Raw genomic sequence first — 15,681 nt, 5'->3', positions numbered from 1 at the left:
CGTGACGTATCAGGCTCACCCCTCCCCGTCGGGCCCTGGGGCCGACGGGGAGGCGCTTCTCGGGGGATCGACCAGCGGGCGCAAGCCGCTCTCGCCGCTCGGGCTGCTGAGCCGGCGTGCGGGCAGTCCGCTGCGGCAGGCCTCGGCGCTCTACCGTCGCTCGATCCAGTTGCGGGTGGTCGCGGCCACCATGCTGCTGTCGGTCGCGCTGGTGGTGGTGCTCGGGATCGTGGTGATGGCCCAGGTCCGCACCGGACTGCTGGACACCAAGAAGCACGCCTCCGAGAACCAGGCCAGCGGTGGCTTCACCACCGCGCAGATGCAGAGCGACGCGCTGGCCGCGCAGCGGGCCAAGACCGGCAGCCCCACCGATCCCAGCCCGAGCGAGACCGGCACCTGGCTGGCCGACCAGGTGGCCAGCCTGGCCAGCGGTGGCCAGGGCGTCTACTCGGTGATCGGCCTGGTGCCCTCCACCGACCAGACGGCCGACGCCGGGCTGCTCAGCGCCCGGGCCTCGGGCGACGTCAACCGCAACAGCATCACGCAGGCCCTGCAGGAGCAGGTGGCCCAGGACCCGAACCGGGCGCACGAGCAGACCACCACCATCCACCGCGACATCGCGGGACAGCCGGGGCAGTACCGCTCCGAGCCGGGCCTGGTGATCGGCAAGCAGCTGCACGGGCCCGCGGGCGAGAAGTACCAGCTCTACTTCGCCTTCTCCTTCGCCCAGGAGGACAACGCGCTGAGCCTGGTCACCGGCACGGTGGCCACCGCCGGCGTCTTCATCGTGATCCTGGTCAGCTGCACCGCCTGGCTGGTGGTGCGCCAGGTGGTCACCCCGGTGCGGATGGCCGCCGGGATCGCCGAACGCCTGGCGGACGGCCACCTGGAAGAGCGGATGAAGGTCACCGGCACCGACGACATCGCGCGGCTCGGCGGCTCCTTCAACCGGATGGCCGACGCGCTGCAGACCCAGATCCGGCAGCTGGAAGAGCTCTCCCGGGTGCAGCGCCGGTTCGTCTCGGACGTCTCGCACGAGCTGCGCACGCCGCTGACGACCGTGCGGATGGCCGCCGACCTGATCTACGACAGCCGCGAGGACCTGGACCCGATGGCGGCCCGCTCGGCCGAGCTGCTGCAGGGCCAGCTGGACCGCTTCGAGTCGTTGCTGGCCGACCTGCTGGAGATCAGCCGGTTCGACGCCGGGGCCGCGGTGCTGGACGCCGAGCCGGTGGACCTGCGCGACGTCGTGCAGCGGGTGGTCGAGGCGGCCGACCCGCTGGCCCGGCTCAAGGGCAGCAAGGTGCTGCTGGCGGGCGCCGAGGAGCCGGTGGTGGCCGAGGTCGACCCGCGCCGGATCGAGCGGATCCTGCGCAACCTGGTGGTCAACGCGCTGGAGCACGGCGAGGGCCGGGACGTGGTGGTGCGGCTGGGCTCGGCCGACGGGGCGGTCGCGGTCGGCGTGCGGGACTACGGCATCGGGCTCAAGCCCGGCGAGGCGTCCCGGGTCTTCCACCGGTTCTGGCGGGCCGACCCGTCCCGGGTGCGGACCACCGGCGGTACCGGCCTCGGCCTGTCGATCGCGGTCGAGGACGCGCACCTGCACGGCGGCTGGCTGCAGGCCTGGGGCGAACCGGGCGGCGGCTCGCACTTCCGGCTCACCCTGCCGCGCACCCGCGGCGGCGAGATCGGCCGGGCGCCGTTCCGGCTGGAGCCCGAGGACTCCCGGTACAACCGCGGCCTGCGGGCCCAGGGCACCCCGTACCGGCGGGCGCTGCCGAGCGGGGCGACCGCGCTGACCGCGGGTGGTGTGCCGACGGTGATCCCGGAGACCCCGGGCGGTGCCGGGGGCGGGCTCGGGCCCGGGCTCGGCGGGGTGCTGAGCATCGGCGGGGCGGGGCTCGGGCCCCGGCGGCTGCCCGCCGTCCCGGTGGTGGCCGACCCGTCCGACGTCCGCGCAGCGAGCGGCGGGTACGGTGCCACCGGTGCCCAGGTCGTGGTGGATCCGGGGCGGGCGAAGACGCCGGACGGCGACGTCGGGCAAGGCCGGCACGAGCCGGCGAGCGGTGCGGCGCAGGACGCCGAGGACACGAGCGCTAAGGGGGCGCGGGGTGGGGAGCAGCAGGACAGGCCCTAGCCGGCGGCGCCGGGGGGCGGCCGTGCCGTGGGTCGCGCTGACGGTGCTGCTCGCGGCGGGCTGCGCGACCATGCCGGACAGCGGCGAGCCGCAGGCGGTGAGCCCGCCGCCGAGTTCCGACCAGGGCGTGCAGGTCCGGGTGATCCCGGTGCCGCCGCGCGACGGCCAGTCGCCGCGCGAGGTGCTGCAGAACTTCCTGGACGCCTCGATCTCGGACGAGCACGACTACCAGACCGCCCGGCAGTACCTGACGCCCGAGGCGGTCAAGACCTGGCAGCCGGACAGCGGCGCGGTGGTGCTCTACGACACCACCCCGCACCAGTCCTCCGGGGACGGCGACCTCGACCACGCCACGGTCACCCTGCGCTCGCAGGAGGTGGCCACGCTGGACGCCAAGCACACCTACCAGCCCAAGAGCGACCAGTTCGCCGCCGACTTCACGCTGATCAACGTGGCCAAGGACGCCGACAAGGACGGCAAGGACGCGCCGGCCAAGGCGCAGTGGCGGATCACCGACCTGCCGAGCACGCTGATCCTCAACCAGACCAACTTCCACAACGCCTACCAGCAGGTGGACCGGTACTTCTTCTCGTTGCCCGACCCCTCGGGCAACGGCGGTGACCCGCCGGTCCTGGTGCCGGACCCGATCTTCATCCGGCGCCGGATCGACCCGGCCTCCGCCGCGGCCGCCGCGCTCGCCCAGGGGCCCTCCGACTGGCTGCGCCCGGCCGTCCGGTCGGCCTTCGACGGCAGCGAGCCGGCCGCCACCGTCGACACCAGCGACCCGACCAAGCCCCAGCTGCAGGTCAACGGCGTCGACTTCGTGACCAGCGCGCGCCAGTGCCAGCAGATGGTGGCGCAGCTCTACTTCACGCTGGCCAGCCTGAACGGCCCGGGTTCGCTCGAACGGGTGACGCTGAAGAGCAAGCACGGGAGCTGCGACCTCCCCTCGACGGCGGCCAAGGCCCTGCCGTGGGCGCCCGGGGCGCTGGCCGACAGCACGGGGGTGGGCGGTCAGCCGTACGCCCGCAAGGCGGACACCGGCCAGCTGGAGCGCCTGGACACCGCCGGCACCCCGGTGCCCGGCGTGCTCGGGGCGGCCACCAGGCCCGCCCCGCTGGCACCGGTCGGCGGCCGGGTGCAGGGGCCGTTCGCGGTGCGGCGCGACGGCAAGGCCGCCGCCGTGATCAGCGAGGACGGCAAGGCGCTCTACGTGGCCAACCTGGACGACTCGGCCAAGCAGCTCGGCACCCCGCTGCTCACCAGCCACGCCGCACAGGGGCTGGCCTCGCCCAGCTGGGACGGGCTCGGCGGTCTGTGGGTGGTGGACCGCGATCCGGCCGCCCCGCAGGTCTGGCTGGTGCGCGGGCAGAACCGCACCGCCGTCCAGGTGGGCGTGCCGGCCGGCAGCACGGTGGACACCATCAAGCTCTCCTCCGACAGCACGCGGGCCGCACTGCTGCTGCGCGACTCCGCCAGCGGTGCCCGCACCCTGGCGATCGGACTGGTGCAGCGCGGCGGCAGTTCGCCGTCGGCCGTCTCGATCGTGGGGGTGCGGCCGATCGCGCCGGAGCTGTCGGACGTGACCTCGGTGTCCTGGACCGATCCGGACCAGCTGCTGGTGCTCGGCAAGCAGGTCGAGAGCGTGCCGCAGCTGCACTACGTGCCCACTGACGGCTCGCCCGGGGCGGACAACCCGCTGCAGTCGGTGGACGGGATGACGACGGTGGGAGCCGCCGAGGACCGCGACGACGCGGTGCTGGCCGACTCCAAGGACCCGGACCACACCATCTACTCGCTCAGCGTCGTGGGCCAGCCGCAGTGGAAGGTCTACGGCAAGGACGGGGTCATGCCGACCTACCCCGGGTAGCCCGGGGCATGGCGGCGCCGCCGGCTACCGGCGGGCGGTGGCGGCCACCGTCGCTGCGGCCAGCGGTGGGGCGCCGGCCGCGCGCAGGGCCCGGGCGGCCTCGGCGAGGCTGGCACCTGTGGTCACCAGGTCGTCCACCAGGACCAGGCGACGGCCGCGCAGCGCGGTGTGGAAGCGGGGCGGGACGGCCAGCGCGCGGTGCAGGTTGGCCCGGCGCTGCCCCGCGCCGAGGCCGGCCTGGTCGGCGACCGGCCGGTGCTGGCGCAGCACCGGGGCCACGCGGCAGGGCAGCCCGGTGCGGCCGAGCCGGCCGGCGGCGCTGCGGGCCAGCCGCCGGGTGGCGTCCTGGCCGCGGGCCCGCACGGCGTGCCGGGCGGAGGGGACCGGGACCAGCAGCACCGGGTGCCGGTGCGGCCCGGGCGCCGCCTCGGTGAGCGCGCCGCGCACCGCCTCGGCGAGCACCGCGCCCAGCGGCCCGGCCAGCCGCAGCGCGCCGCGCTCCTTGTGGGCGATCAGCAGGCGGCGCAGCGGATCGCGGTAGACCGCGCAGGAGTGCAGCGGGAGCAGGCCGGGCGGCGTCGGGTGGGCTGCGGCAGGTGCGGCGCGCAGCCCGGCGAGCAGCGCGCGGCAGACGGGGCAGAGCTGGCTGCCCGGTTCGCCGCAGCCGGCGCAGCTGGCGGGGAGCAGGAGATCGAGCAGGGCGCCGGACATGACACCTCCCGGATAGATGGTCACGCTGCGTAGTGGCGCCATGATGGGCCGTCTGGGCGGAGTTGTCCAGATATTTACCCTCACTTCACTCGATGGGGGGTAGACAGGGGTGAACAGCTGTCCGGCCGCAGCCCGCGCGCCTAGGGTCCCGCTGAGGAGGCGAAAAGACCGACCCGGGTGTCTGATGAGGCTCCTAGGGGGTTTCAAGCTCCCCTGGTGGGGAGTAAGTGGGTGAGGGCCCGGCCCGTCAGGTCCGTGGACCAGACGGTAGGCCGACGGCAGAGTGGCTGGTCAGGCTGGGTCTCAGCCCGGTCCGGTAGTCCGGATCGGCGTCAGCACGAGGGATCGGAGTTCTGCGTGGACATCGTCGTCAAGGGCCGCAAGACCGAGGTGCCCCAGAGGTTCCGCGAGCACGTGGCCGAAAAGCTGGAGAAGGTCCAGAGGTTCGACGGCAAGGTGATCAGCCTTGACGTCGAGGTGTCCAAGGAACACAACCCGCGCCAGGCCGACCGGTCCGACCGGGTGGAGATCACCGTCCGCACTCGTGGCCCGGTGATCCGGGCCGAGGCCGCTGCCGCGGATCCCTACGCGGCGCTGGACCTGGCCTCGGCGAAGCTCGACGCGCAGTTGCGCAAGTCCGCCGACCGGCGCCGGGTGCACCACGGCGCCCGCACCACGCCGCTGAGCGTGGCCGAGGCCACCGCGCGGATCGCGGCGCTGCCCGGCACGGCGACCGTGGAGGACCTGGAAGAGGCACCGGTGCGCAAGACCGTGGCGCCCTCGCTGGAGGTGGAGGGCGAAGGACCGCTGGTGGTCCGCGAGAAGACCCACAGCGCCTCGCCGATGACGCTGGCTCAGGCGCTGCACGCGATGGAGCTGGTCGCCCATGACTTCTACCTCTTCGTGGAGAAGGACAGCGGGCTGCCGAGCGTGGTCTACCGCCGCCGTGGCTACGACTACGGCGTCATCCACCTGAAGGCCGACGGCCTGGAGCCGGACGGCGACATCGGCGGTGCCGGCGGCGCGATCAACACGGCGGCCGATCGCTGACCGCATTCACCCCGTAGCGACGGACAGTTCCGGCGGCCGGCTGAGGACCGGCCGCCGGTTCGTCGTTCGTGCCCGTGGTCGCCCGCGCCCGTCGCCCCGCGCCGCACCCGTCCGGGGGACCCCGCCGATCGACGGTTGAGTTCGGCCGTCGAGGGCGTGGAATGATGAGGCCCACAGCTTTCGGCAACGGGGAGGGGCGGATGGCGGACCGGTTCGAGGGTGGCGGCGGCGAGAGCGTGGAGCCCGCGTACGCGCCACGGGGCGGCGAGCCGATCCGCGTCCTGGTGGTGGATGATCACGCTCTCTTCCGGCGCGGGCTGGAGATCGTGCTCGCCGAGGAGAGCGACATCCGGGTGGTCGGCGAGGCGGGGGACGGCGCCGAGGCGGTGCTCAAGGCGGCCGACCTGCTGCCCGACATCATCCTGATGGACGTGCGGATGCCGCGCCGCAGCGGCATCGAGGCGTGCACCTCGATCAAGGAGGTGGCCCCCAGCACCAAGATCATCATGTTGACGATAAGCGACGAGGAAGCCGACCTCTACGAGGCGATCAAGGCGGGGGCGACCGGCTACCTGCTCAAGGAGATCTCCACCGACGAGGTGGCCACCGCGATCCGCGCGGTCGCCGACGGGCAGTCGCAGATCAGCCCGTCGATGGCGGCCAAGCTGCTGACCGAGTTCAAGTCGATGATCCAGCGCCGCTCCGACGACCGGGAGTTGGTGCCCGCGCCGCGGCTGACCGACCGCGAGCTCGAGGTGCTCAAGCTGGTGGCGACCGGGATGAACAACCGGGAGATCGCCAAGGAGCTGTTCATCAGCGAGAACACGGTGAAGAACCACGTCCGCAACATCCTGGAGAAGCTGCAGCTGCACTCCCGGATGGAGGCCGTGGTCTACGCGATGCGGGAGAAGATCCTCGAAATAGGGTGAGCTGAGCGGGAGGTGGCCACCTAGGTGGTGGCCGCGCGGCGGGTCAGCCGAGCAGCCGGTCGAGTTCGGCCCGCAGCGACCCGGCGCCCGCGCCCTCGGTCGTCAGCGTCTCGACGCGCACCCCGGTGCAGCCCACCCAGTCGGCCGCCTCGCGCAGCGCCTGGGCCAGCGCGGGCAGTTGGCGGGGCGAGTCGAGGGAGACCTGGCGGGCGACCAGGGTGGTGCCCTCGCGGGCCGGATCGACCCGGCCCACCAGCCGGCCGCCGGCCAGCAGCGGCATCGCGAAGTACCCGTGCACCCGCTTGTGCTTGGGGGTGTAGGCCTCCAGCCGGTGCGACATGCCGAAGATCCGCTCGGTCCTGGCCCGGTCCCAGACCAGCGAGTCGAACGGGGAGAGCAGGGTGGTGCGGTGCCGCCCGCGTGGTTCGCCGGCCAGCGCCGCGGGGTCGGCCCAGGCGGGGGCGGTGGCCGGACCGCCGCCCGGGCCCCAGCCCGCCACCGCGACCGGGACCAGCCCGGACTCGGCCAGCACGGCGTCCAGTTGGGCGGACTTCAGGCGGTGGTAGTCGATCAGGTCGGCCCGGGTCGCCACCCCGAGGGCCTGGCCCGCCTGCCGGACCAGTTGCGTCAGGCACTCCCGGTCGCCCGGCTCGCGCTGGTACAGCTCGGCGGGCACCGCCTGCTCGGCGAGCGCGTAGACCCGCTTCCAGCTCCGGCGTTCGGTGCAGACCACGTCGCCGAAGGCGAGCGCGCGCTCCACCGCGATCTTGGCGTCGGACCAGTCCCACCACTCGGCCGTCCGCTTGGCCCCGCCCAACTCGGTGCTGGTCAGCGGCCCCTCGGCGCGCAGCCGGTCCAGCACGCCCCGGTAGGCCTGCGGGCTCACCTGGTGTCCCCAGAGGTGGCCGCGCTCGCGGTAGTCGCGGCGGCGGAAGGCGAACAGCGGCCACTCCTCGATCGGCAGCACGCAGGCCGCGTGCGACCAGTACTCGAAGCTGGTCCGGGCGCCCCACAGGGCGTGCTCGACGGCGGGGCGGCCGACCGCACCGAGCCGGGCGTAGGGCACCAGTTCGTGCGAGCGGGCCAGCACCGAGATGGTGTCCAGCTGGACGGCGCCGAGGTGGCGCAGCACGCCGCGCACCCCGGCCCGGCGGTCCGGCGCGCCGAGCAGGCCCTGGGCGCGCAGGGCGATCCGGCGGGCCTGGTCGGCGCTGAGGGTCAGGACGGGCGGCGGCGCTGCGGTCATGCGGGCAGCGTAGGCGCCGCCACCGACACCGGGACGCGCAGCCGGGTTCCCGGCGGGCGGGTCAGCCCTGGTCCCACTCGGAGGCCAGCAGCGAGCCCATCCAGCAGTCGCGCCAGACACCGCGCTGGGCGGCGTAAGAGCGCAGGGTGCCTTCCAGGGTGAAGCCGGCCTTGCGGGCCACGGCGAGCGAGGGCTCGTTGCCGACGTAGGCGACCCACTCCAGGCGGCGCAGCCCGCGCTCGGTGAACGCCCGGTCGGCCACCGCGCGCAGCGCCTCCACCGTGCAGCCGTGCCCGCGTGCTCCGGCGGCGACCCAGAAGCCGACCTCCGCCGCGCCCTGGCCGCGCGCGGCCAGGGACTGGGTGCCGACCAGGGCGCCGGTCCCCTTCTCCAGCACGCGCCGGATCGGACTGCGGCCACTGCGCCAGCCCTCGGCGGCGAGCCGCTCGACGAAGAAGACGGCGTCGGCACGGGAGTAAGGGGAGGGGACGACGGTCCAGCGCTGGATCTCGGCGTCCTGGCAGGCCGCGGTGATCGCGTCGAGGTCGGCCGCGGTCGGGGCGCGCAGGACCAGCCGCTCGGTCTCCAGGACTGCGGGCACCGGGGTCGGCGTCACCTCGGTCGCAGTTCTCATGAACGGAGTATGGCCGGGGGGCCGACGGGCTGAAAGTGACTTTCCCGCGCCCGATTTGTACCCCTATCGATACCTATCGCGGGATCCGCTCCCAAGGGTGACACCGGAATGGCGTGCTGACGCACCTCCCGGCGCGTTGGCCTCCTCGCATACGATGGCCCGTACGGTGGGGTGGATCCCGCCGTACAAGTCGTTGCTCAGTCCAGTGCCAATCCAGGCGAGGAGCCCGCTCAAGTGTCCGTCTTCGACAAGATCCTGCGCGCCGGCGAGGGCAAGATCCTTCGCAAGCTGCAGCGGATTGCTGCCCAGGTCAACTCCATCGAAGAGGACTTCGTCAACCTCACGGACGACGAGCTGCGTGCACTGACCGACGAGTACAAGACGCGGCTCGCCGACGGCGAGAGCCTGGACGACATCCTCCCCGAGGCCTTCGCCACCGTCCGCGAGGCCGCCAAGCGCGTGCTGGGCCAGCGCCACTACGACGTGCAGATCATGGGCGGCGCCGCCCTGCACCTGGGCTACGTCGCCGAGATGCGCACCGGTGAGGGCAAGACCCTGGTCGGCACGCTGCCGGCCTACCTCAACGCGCTCACCGGCAAGGGCGTGCACCTGATCACCGTCAACGACTACCTCGCCGAGCGCGACTCGGAGTGGATGGGCCGGGTGCACCGCTTCCTCGGCCTCGAAGTCGGCGTGATCCTGGGCAACATGCCGCCCGCCGAGCGCAAGCGCCAGTACGCGATGGACATCACGTACGGCACCAACAACGAGTTCGGCTTCGACTACCTGCGCGACAACATGGCGTGGTCGCAGGAGGAACTTGTCCAGCGCGGCCACAACTTCGCGATCGTCGACGAGGTCGACTCGATCCTGATCGACGAGGCCCGTACCCCGCTGATCATCTCCGGCCCGGCCGACCAGGCGACCAAGTGGTACGCCGACTTCGCCAAGCTGGTGCTGCGCCTCAAGCGCGACCGCGACTACGAGGTCGACGAGAAGAAGCGCACGGTCGGCGTGCTGGAGGAGGGTGTCACCCGGGTCGAGGACTACCTGGGCATCGACAACCTCTACGAGTCGGTGAACACCCCGCTCGTCGGGTTCCTGAACAACGCCATCAAGGCCAAGGAGCTCTACAAGAACGACAAGGACTACGTCGTGATGAACGGCGAGGTCATGATCGTTGACGAGCACACCGGGCGTATCCTCGCCGGCCGCCGCTACAACGAGGGCATGCACCAGGCGATCGAGGCCAAGGAGGGGGTGGAGGTCCAGAACGAGAACCAGACGCTGGCCACCATCACCCTGCAGAACTTCTTCCGCCTGTACGACAAGCTCTCCGGCATGACCGGTACCGCCACCACCGAGGCGGCCGAGTTCCACCAGATCTACAAGCTCGGTGTGGTCCCGATCCCGACCAACAAGAACCCGCTGCGGATCGACCAGCCCGACCTGATCTACAAGTCCGAGCCGGCCAAGTTCGCCGCCGTGGTCGAGGACATCGCCGAGAAGCACGAGAAGGGCCAGCCGGTCCTGGTCGGCACCGTCTCGGTGGAGAAGTCCGAGTACCTCTCCCAGGAGCTGCGCAAGCGCGGCATCCCGCACGAGGTGCTGAACGCCAAGCACCACGAGCGCGAGGCGCAGATCGTCGCGCAGGCCGGGCGCAAGGGCGCGGTCACGGTGGCCACCAACATGGCCGGCCGTGGCACCGACATCATGCTCGGCGGCAACCCCGACCACCTGGCCACCGCGGAGCTGGCCCAGCGCGGCCTGAACCCGGTGGACACCCCGGAGGAGTACGAGGAGGCGTTCCCGGCCGCGCTGGAGAAGGCCAAGGCGGCGGTCAAGTCGGAGCAGACCGAGGTGCAGGAGATCGGCGGCCTGTACGTGCTGGGCACCGAGCGGCACGAGTCGCGCCGGATCGACAACCAGCTGCGCGGCCGCTCCGGCCGTCAGGGCGACCCGGGCGAGTCCCGCTTCTACCTCTCGCTGGGCGACGACCTGATGCGCCTGTTCAAGGCCGGCATGGTCGAGCGCGTGCTGTCGATGGCCAATGTGCCGGAGGACGTGCCGATCGAGTCCAAGATGGTCACCCGCGCGATCGCCTCCGCGCAGACCCAGGTCGAGCAGCAGAACTTCGAGATCCGCAAGAACGTCCTGAAGTACGACGAGGTGCTCAACCGCCAGCGCGAGGTCATCTACGGCGAGCGCCGCCGGGTGCTGGAGGGCGAGGACCTGCAGGAGCAGATCGGCCACTTCATGGACGACACCGTGGAGGCGTACGTCAGCGCCGCCACCGGTGAGGGCTTCGAGGACGACTGGGACCTCGACAAGCTCTGGACGGCGCTCAAGCAGCTCTACCCGGTCACCCTGGAGCTGGAGGCCCTGGAGGAGGAGGCCGGCGGCAGCTCCGGCCTGACCACCGACTTCCTCACCAAGGTGGTCCAGGAGGACATCCAGGCCCAGTACGGCGCCCGCGAGGACCAGCTCGGCGAGCAGGTCATGCGGGAGCTGGAGCGCCGGGTGGTGCTCTCGGTGCTGGACCGCCGCTGGCGCGAGCACCTCTACGAGATGGACTACCTCCAGGAGGGCATCGGCCTGCGGGCGATGGCCCAGCGCGACCCGCTGATCGAGTACCAGCGCGAGGGCTTCGACATGTTCGGCGCCATGATGGAGGGCATCAAGGAGGAGTCCGTCGGCTACCTGTTCAACCTGGAGGTCCAGGTCGAGCAGCAGGTCGAGGAGGTTCCGCTGGCGGACGCCGAGGAGACCGAGGTCTCGCTCGAGAAGACCGCCCGTCCCGAGATCAAGGCCAAGGGCCTGGAGGCCCCGAAGCCGCAGCGCCTGCACTACACCGCCCCGATGGTGGACGGCGACGACACCGTCATCGAGGGCGACTTCGAGGACGACGTGCAGGACGAGGCGGAGGGCGACGGGCTGACCCGCGCCGAGCGCCGCAAGGCCGCGAAGTCGGCCAAGGGCCGCCGCCGCAAGTGACGCGGGCCGGTGGTGACCGGCTGAATCGCCGACAGGCCGGTACCGGCTGATCAGGGCGCCGTTCCGGGGAGACCCGGGCGGCGCCCTGCCGCGTCACCGGGCCTCCACGGCGGCGCACTGCCACTGCGCGGTGCGCCAGTGCCGCTCCAGCCGGAAGGCCACCACGCGGTGCCGGGCACCGGCCTCGACCCGGACGCAGACCTCCAGCGCACCGGGCCCCGGGGCGCTGGAGTGCACCCGGCCGAGCCTGGGCCGGACCTGGGCCGCGGCCCGGCGCAGCGGACCGTCCTGCGCCAGCCGGGCCAGCTGGCGGTAGCCGTCGTGGGTGGTGTGGCGGGCCAGCTGGCCCACCGGACGGGCCCCGGCGAGCACCTCGACCAGGCGCAGCGCGAAGCGGGCGGCCAGGCCGCCGTCCACCTCGCCGAGGCCGCCCCCGCAGGCGGCGCGCGGGTGGCGCGGGCCGCGCTGCGCCGATGCGTGGTGCCCGGCCGAGTGCTGCGCGGCCGAGTGCTGCCCGGTCGTGCGATGGGCGGTTGCAAGGTGCCCGGCCGCCGGTCGCCCGGCTGTGCCGGGTCGACGCGCCAGCCGGTGGATCGCCGGTGCGGTGGCTGCGGGGTGGAGCGCGGTCTCGGCCATGGGTGGGTACCCCCGGGTCGGGTGCGGACGGTCTGACCCTGTTATCGGCGCCCGCCGCCGGGCCCGCAGCACACCCGGCGGGCTCGCGCACCGTCCCCCGGACGGCGGCTTGACGAGCCTGCGGCCCCTGTCGCTCCTGGTACCCGGTGGCGGCCGGGCGCGGGAGTGCGCCGCCGTGCGGTCCGCTCGAAGGGGGACACCGCGATGATCGCCCGGGCCGTATTCTGTGGACGTCCCCGGGGAGCACCCGCTCGGGCCCCGGAACACCCGAATGTCCCACGACTGCGGAGCGTGCCCCCGATGCGTGTCTACGTCCCCACCACCCTGGCCGCCCTGGCCCAGGCGCACCCGGACGGCGCGCTGGAGCAGTCCGCTGCCTACGCGGTCACCCCCGCGCTGCGCGAGTGGTACGTCAGCGACGACCTGGAGGAGCTGGAGTACGCCGCGCTGGTCCGCGCCGCCCAGTCCTCGCTGCGGCTGCTGGCCGCCGACCCCGCCGCGCCGCGCCGCCGCGTGGTGGTCGCGCTGGACGTGGCGGACGGCGCCGTCCAGCCGTTCCCCGGTGACGAGTACCAGGACCAGGCCTCGCTCGGCCGGGTCGTGCTGGCCGGCCCGGTCAGGCTGGCCAAGGCCGCCGCCGTGCACGCCGACGCCGGCGACCAGGAGGTGCAGGCGGACGTCGCGGCGGCCGCCGGTGCGATCGCCGCCGCCGACGCGGGCGACGAGGACGCGCAGTTCAGCGTGGACGGCGCCGAGGACCACGAGCTGCTCTGGTTCGCCACCCAGGAGATCCCCGGGCTGCTGGCCTGAGCCGTCGCGCAACCTCCCGTCCCACCGCAGGACGGACAGCTGTCAGTGACAGCCGCTACCGTGCCGGGGTGCGAACTCATATCGTCTGGGACTGGAACGGCACACTGCTGCACGACATGGCGGCGGTGGTCGGCGCGAGCAACGCCGCCTTCGCGTTGGTCGGTGGCGCGCCGCTGACGCTCGAGCAGTACCGGGAGATGTACGAGATCCCCATCCCGCGGTTCTACCAGCGGGTGCTGGGCTTCCAGCCCAGCGGGGCCGAGTGGGAGCGGCTGGACGCCGCCTTCCAGCAGCGCTACGCCGAGCTGAGTTCCGGCTGCCTGCTGACCGAGGGCGCCCCCGAACTGCTCGCCGCCTGGGCGGCCGAGGGCGGGACCCAGTCGCTGCTGTCGATGTACGAGCACCGCCGCCTGCTGCCCGCGGTGGAGGCCTTCGGCATCCAGCGGCACTTCCTGCGGGTGGACGGGCGCACCGGTCCCTCGCACGGGCAGAAGGCCGCCTCGCTGGTGCGCCACCTGGCCGCGCTCGGCCCGCAGGTGGAGCCGGCCCGCACGGTGGTGATCGGCGACGCGGCCGACGACGCGCTCGCGGCCCGGCAGGCCGGCGCGCACGCCGTGCTCTACACCGGCGGCTCGCACATCCGGGCGAACCTGGAGCCGGTCGGGGTCCCGGTGGTGGACAGCCTGGCCGAGGCGGTCGCGCTGGCCCGGCAGATCACCGGCTGACCCGCGCCGCCGGGCGGCCACCGGTGTGTCGCCGCCCGGCCCGGGGCCGTGCCGTGGTCAATCTTGGTTGACCACAGTCCCACGGAGCGGAGCCCGCCATGCCGATCGACGCCGTGACCAAGGTGCCCGTCCCGGTGAACGAGCCGGTGCACGGCTACGCTCCGGGCAGCCCGGAGCGCGCGCGGCTGCTGAAGCGGCTGGACGCGCTGGCGGCCGAGCCGATCGCGCTGCCGATGACGATCGGCGGCGAGCAGCGCCTCGGCTCCGGCGAGCGGATCGACGTGGTCCAGCCGCACCACCACGCGGCCCGGCTCGGCGTGCTCGGCAACGCCACCGCCCAGGACGCCGAGCTCGCGGTGGCGGCGGCGCTCGAAGCCGGTCCCGACTGGCGCCGGCTCTCCTTCGACGACCGGGCGGCGGTCTTCCTGCGCGCCGCCGAGCTGCTGGCCGGGCCCTGGCGCGAGACGCTGGCGGCGGCCACCATGCTCGGCCAGTCCAAGACCGTCCAGCAGGCCGAGATCGACGCGCCCTGCGAGCTGGTCGACTTCTGGCGCTTCAACGTGCACTTCGCCCGGCAGATCCTGGCCGAGCAGCCCGAGTCCTCGCCGGGCGTGTGGAACCGCACCGACCACCGCCCGCTGGAGGGCTTCGTCTACGCCGTCACCCCGTTCAACTTCACCGCGATCGCCGGCAACCTGCCCACCGCCCCGGCGCTGCTGGGCAACACCGTGGTCTGGAAGCCCGCGCCCACCCAGACCTTCGCGGCGCACCACCTGATGCGCCTGCTGGAGGCGGCCGGACTGCCGCCCGGAGTGATCAACCTGGTCACCGGGGACGGCCAGGCGCTCTCCCGGGTGGCGCTGGCCAGCCCCGACCTCGCGGGCCTGCACTTCACCGGTTCGAGCGCCACCTTCCGCACGCTCTGGCAGACCATCGGGGCCAACCTGGCGGGCTATCGCGGCTATCCGCGGATCGTCGGGGAGACCGGCGGTAAGGACTTCCTGATCGCCCACCCCTCGGCCGACCCCGCCACGCTCACCACCGCGCTGATCCGGGGCGCCTTCGAGTACCAGGGCCAGAAGTGCTCCGCGCTCTCCCGCGCCTACCTGCCGCGCAGCCTCTGGGCGCGGATCAAGGACGAGCTGCTGGCCCGGGTCGACGCCCTGACGGTGGGTGACGTCGGCGACCTGACCAACTTCATGGGCGCCCTGATCGACGCCAGGGCCTTCGCCAAGAACCGCGACGCGATCGAGCGCGCCAAGGGGGACCCGGACGTCGAGCTGGTGGCCGGAGGCCAGTACGACGATGCGATCGGCTACTTCGTGCGCCCCACCGTGCTGGTCGGCGGCACGGGCCGCAACGAGATCTTCAGCACCGAGTACTTCGGCCCGATCCTGGCGGTGCAGCTCTACGAGGACGCCCGCTGGAGCCAGGCGCTGGCCGCGGTGGACGGCGACGCCCCCTACGGCCTGACCGGCGCGGTGTTCGCCACCGACCGGCAGGCCATCGCCGAGGCGACGGAGGCGCTGCGGTTCGCGGCGGGCAACTTCTACGTCAACGACAAGCCCACCGGCGCGGTGGTCGGCCAGCAGCCGTTCGGCGGCGGCCGGGCCTCGGGCACCAACGACAAGGCCGGCGCCGCGCAGAACCTGCTGCGTTGGACCTCGGCCCGGACGATCAAGGAGACCTTCGTCCCCCCGACCCAGGTCGGCTACCCGCACCTGGGCTGACCAGCGCACCCCCGCCAACTGGACAACCTGTCCAGGAAGAGTGGATCTCCCTTCGACTTTGCGCCTCCCTGTCCCCTGACACCCTGGTTTTCGCCCGTTAGGCTGGCTGGGTCGTCGGGGCACTTCCACAGGCCGAAAGACCTGTTGTACCCAGGCGGGAGGTTCTTTAAGCGTGCCTTGAGCGCCTCCGGCCAGGATGGTGCGGGAGG

At 73.0% G+C, this 15,681-nt stretch carries 12 protein-coding genes; 8 read left to right on the top strand and 4 right to left on the bottom strand.

The window, feature by feature from the left end; all coding sequences use genetic code 11:
- The first annotated feature begins 1 nt into the window (after position 1).
- Positions 2 to 2,137, top strand: coding sequence for an MtrAB system histidine kinase MtrB (gene mtrB / locus OG500_RS15045; protein ID WP_442789170.1), 2,136 nt, complete (start codon positions 2 to 4; stop codon positions 2,135 to 2,137).
- Between the two features lie 22 nt (positions 2,138 to 2,159).
- Entirely contained in the window at positions 2,160 to 4,007 is a 1,848-nt protein-coding gene (locus OG500_RS15040) for an LpqB family beta-propeller domain-containing protein (RefSeq protein ID WP_327067185.1), read from the top strand.
- Positions 4,008 to 4,031: 24 nt separating this feature from the next.
- Here OG500_RS15040 and OG500_RS15035 read toward each other — a convergent pair whose 3' ends face one another.
- Positions 4,032 to 4,742, bottom strand: a complete 711-nt coding sequence (locus OG500_RS15035; protein ID WP_329580623.1) for a ComF family protein — start codon at positions 4,740 to 4,742, stop codon at positions 4,032 to 4,034.
- Positions 4,743 to 5,075: 333 nt separating this feature from the next.
- On the opposite strand from OG500_RS15035, the gene hpf reads away from it, so the two are divergent.
- Positions 5,076 to 5,768, top strand: a complete 693-nt coding sequence (hpf, locus tag OG500_RS15030; RefSeq protein WP_327067183.1) for a ribosome hibernation-promoting factor, HPF/YfiA family — start codon at positions 5,076 to 5,078, stop codon at positions 5,766 to 5,768.
- 200 nt (positions 5,769 to 5,968) lie between these two features.
- Entirely contained in the window at positions 5,969 to 6,697 is a 729-nt protein-coding gene (locus tag OG500_RS15025; protein WP_327067182.1) for a response regulator transcription factor, read from the top strand.
- A gap of 43 nt (positions 6,698 to 6,740) precedes the next feature.
- On the opposite strand, the gene OG500_RS15020 is transcribed toward OG500_RS15025, so the two are convergent.
- A complete protein-coding gene (locus OG500_RS15020) occupies positions 6,741 to 7,943 on the bottom strand; it encodes a winged helix-turn-helix domain-containing protein (protein ID WP_329580619.1) in 1,203 nt (400 codons plus the stop codon).
- Between the two features lie 61 nt (positions 7,944 to 8,004).
- Positions 8,005 to 8,577 (bottom strand): GNAT family N-acetyltransferase, encoded by a 573-nt coding sequence (locus OG500_RS15015; RefSeq protein WP_329580615.1) that lies wholly within the window; start codon positions 8,575 to 8,577, stop codon positions 8,005 to 8,007.
- A gap of 234 nt (positions 8,578 to 8,811) precedes the next feature.
- Between OG500_RS15015 and secA the strand changes: the two genes are divergently transcribed.
- The gene (secA, locus tag OG500_RS15010; protein WP_327067179.1) at positions 8,812 to 11,571 is read left to right on the top strand and encodes a preprotein translocase subunit SecA; all 2,760 of its coding nucleotides are present in this window, start codon (positions 8,812 to 8,814) and stop codon (positions 11,569 to 11,571) included.
- 93 nt (positions 11,572 to 11,664) lie between these two features.
- On the opposite strand, the gene OG500_RS15005 is transcribed toward secA, so the two are convergent.
- The gene (locus OG500_RS15005) at positions 11,665 to 12,207 is read right to left on the bottom strand and encodes an Rv3235 family protein (protein ID WP_327067178.1); all 543 of its coding nucleotides are present in this window, start codon (positions 12,205 to 12,207) and stop codon (positions 11,665 to 11,667) included.
- Between the two features lie 300 nt (positions 12,208 to 12,507).
- On the opposite strand from OG500_RS15005, the gene OG500_RS15000 reads away from it, so the two are divergent.
- The 3 genes from OG500_RS15000 (at position 12,508) to pruA (ending at position 15,472) form a co-directional block, all read left to right on the top strand.
- Positions 12,508 to 13,017 (top strand): DUF6912 family protein, encoded by a 510-nt coding sequence (locus tag OG500_RS15000; RefSeq protein WP_327067177.1) that lies wholly within the window; start codon positions 12,508 to 12,510, stop codon positions 13,015 to 13,017.
- Between the two features lie 68 nt (positions 13,018 to 13,085).
- Complete coding sequence (locus tag OG500_RS14995; protein ID WP_329580611.1) at positions 13,086 to 13,742, top strand: HAD family hydrolase; 657 nt, start codon at positions 13,086 to 13,088, stop codon at positions 13,740 to 13,742.
- 104 nt (positions 13,743 to 13,846) lie between these two features.
- Positions 13,847 to 15,472 carry an L-glutamate gamma-semialdehyde dehydrogenase gene (gene pruA / locus OG500_RS14990; RefSeq protein ID WP_327071568.1) on the top strand — a complete coding sequence of 542 codons (1,626 nt, stop codon included), beginning with the start codon at positions 13,847 to 13,849 and terminating at the stop codon, positions 15,470 to 15,472.
- Positions 15,473 to 15,681 lie beyond the last annotated feature (209 nt).

The sequence above is a fragment of the Kitasatospora sp. NBC_01250 genome (assembly GCF_036226465.1).
Lineage (GTDB): Bacteria > Actinomycetota > Actinomycetes > Streptomycetales > Streptomycetaceae > Kitasatospora.
The sequence above is the reverse complement of the archived record's forward strand: the minus strand, read 5'-3'. Positions and strand labels throughout refer to the sequence as shown.

What these genes read in the sequence shown, in the direction of transcription:
- OG500_RS15025 (WP_327067182.1), top strand. Translation starts at nt 5,969, where the DNA reads ATGGCGGACCGGTTCGAGGGTGGCGGCGGCGAGAGCGTGGAGCCCGCG.
- OG500_RS15020 (WP_329580619.1), bottom strand. Translation starts at nt 7,943, where the DNA reads ATGACCGCAGCGCCGCCGCCCGTCCTGACCCTCAGCGCCGACCAGGCC.
- OG500_RS15015 (WP_329580615.1), bottom strand. Translation starts at nt 8,577, where the DNA reads ATGAGAACTGCGACCGAGGTGACGCCGACCCCGGTGCCCGCAGTCCTG.
- OG500_RS15005 (WP_327067178.1), bottom strand. Translation starts at nt 12,207, where the DNA reads ATGGCCGAGACCGCGCTCCACCCCGCAGCCACCGCACCGGCGATCCAC.
- OG500_RS15000 (WP_327067177.1), top strand. Translation starts at nt 12,508, where the DNA reads ATGCGTGTCTACGTCCCCACCACCCTGGCCGCCCTGGCCCAGGCGCAC.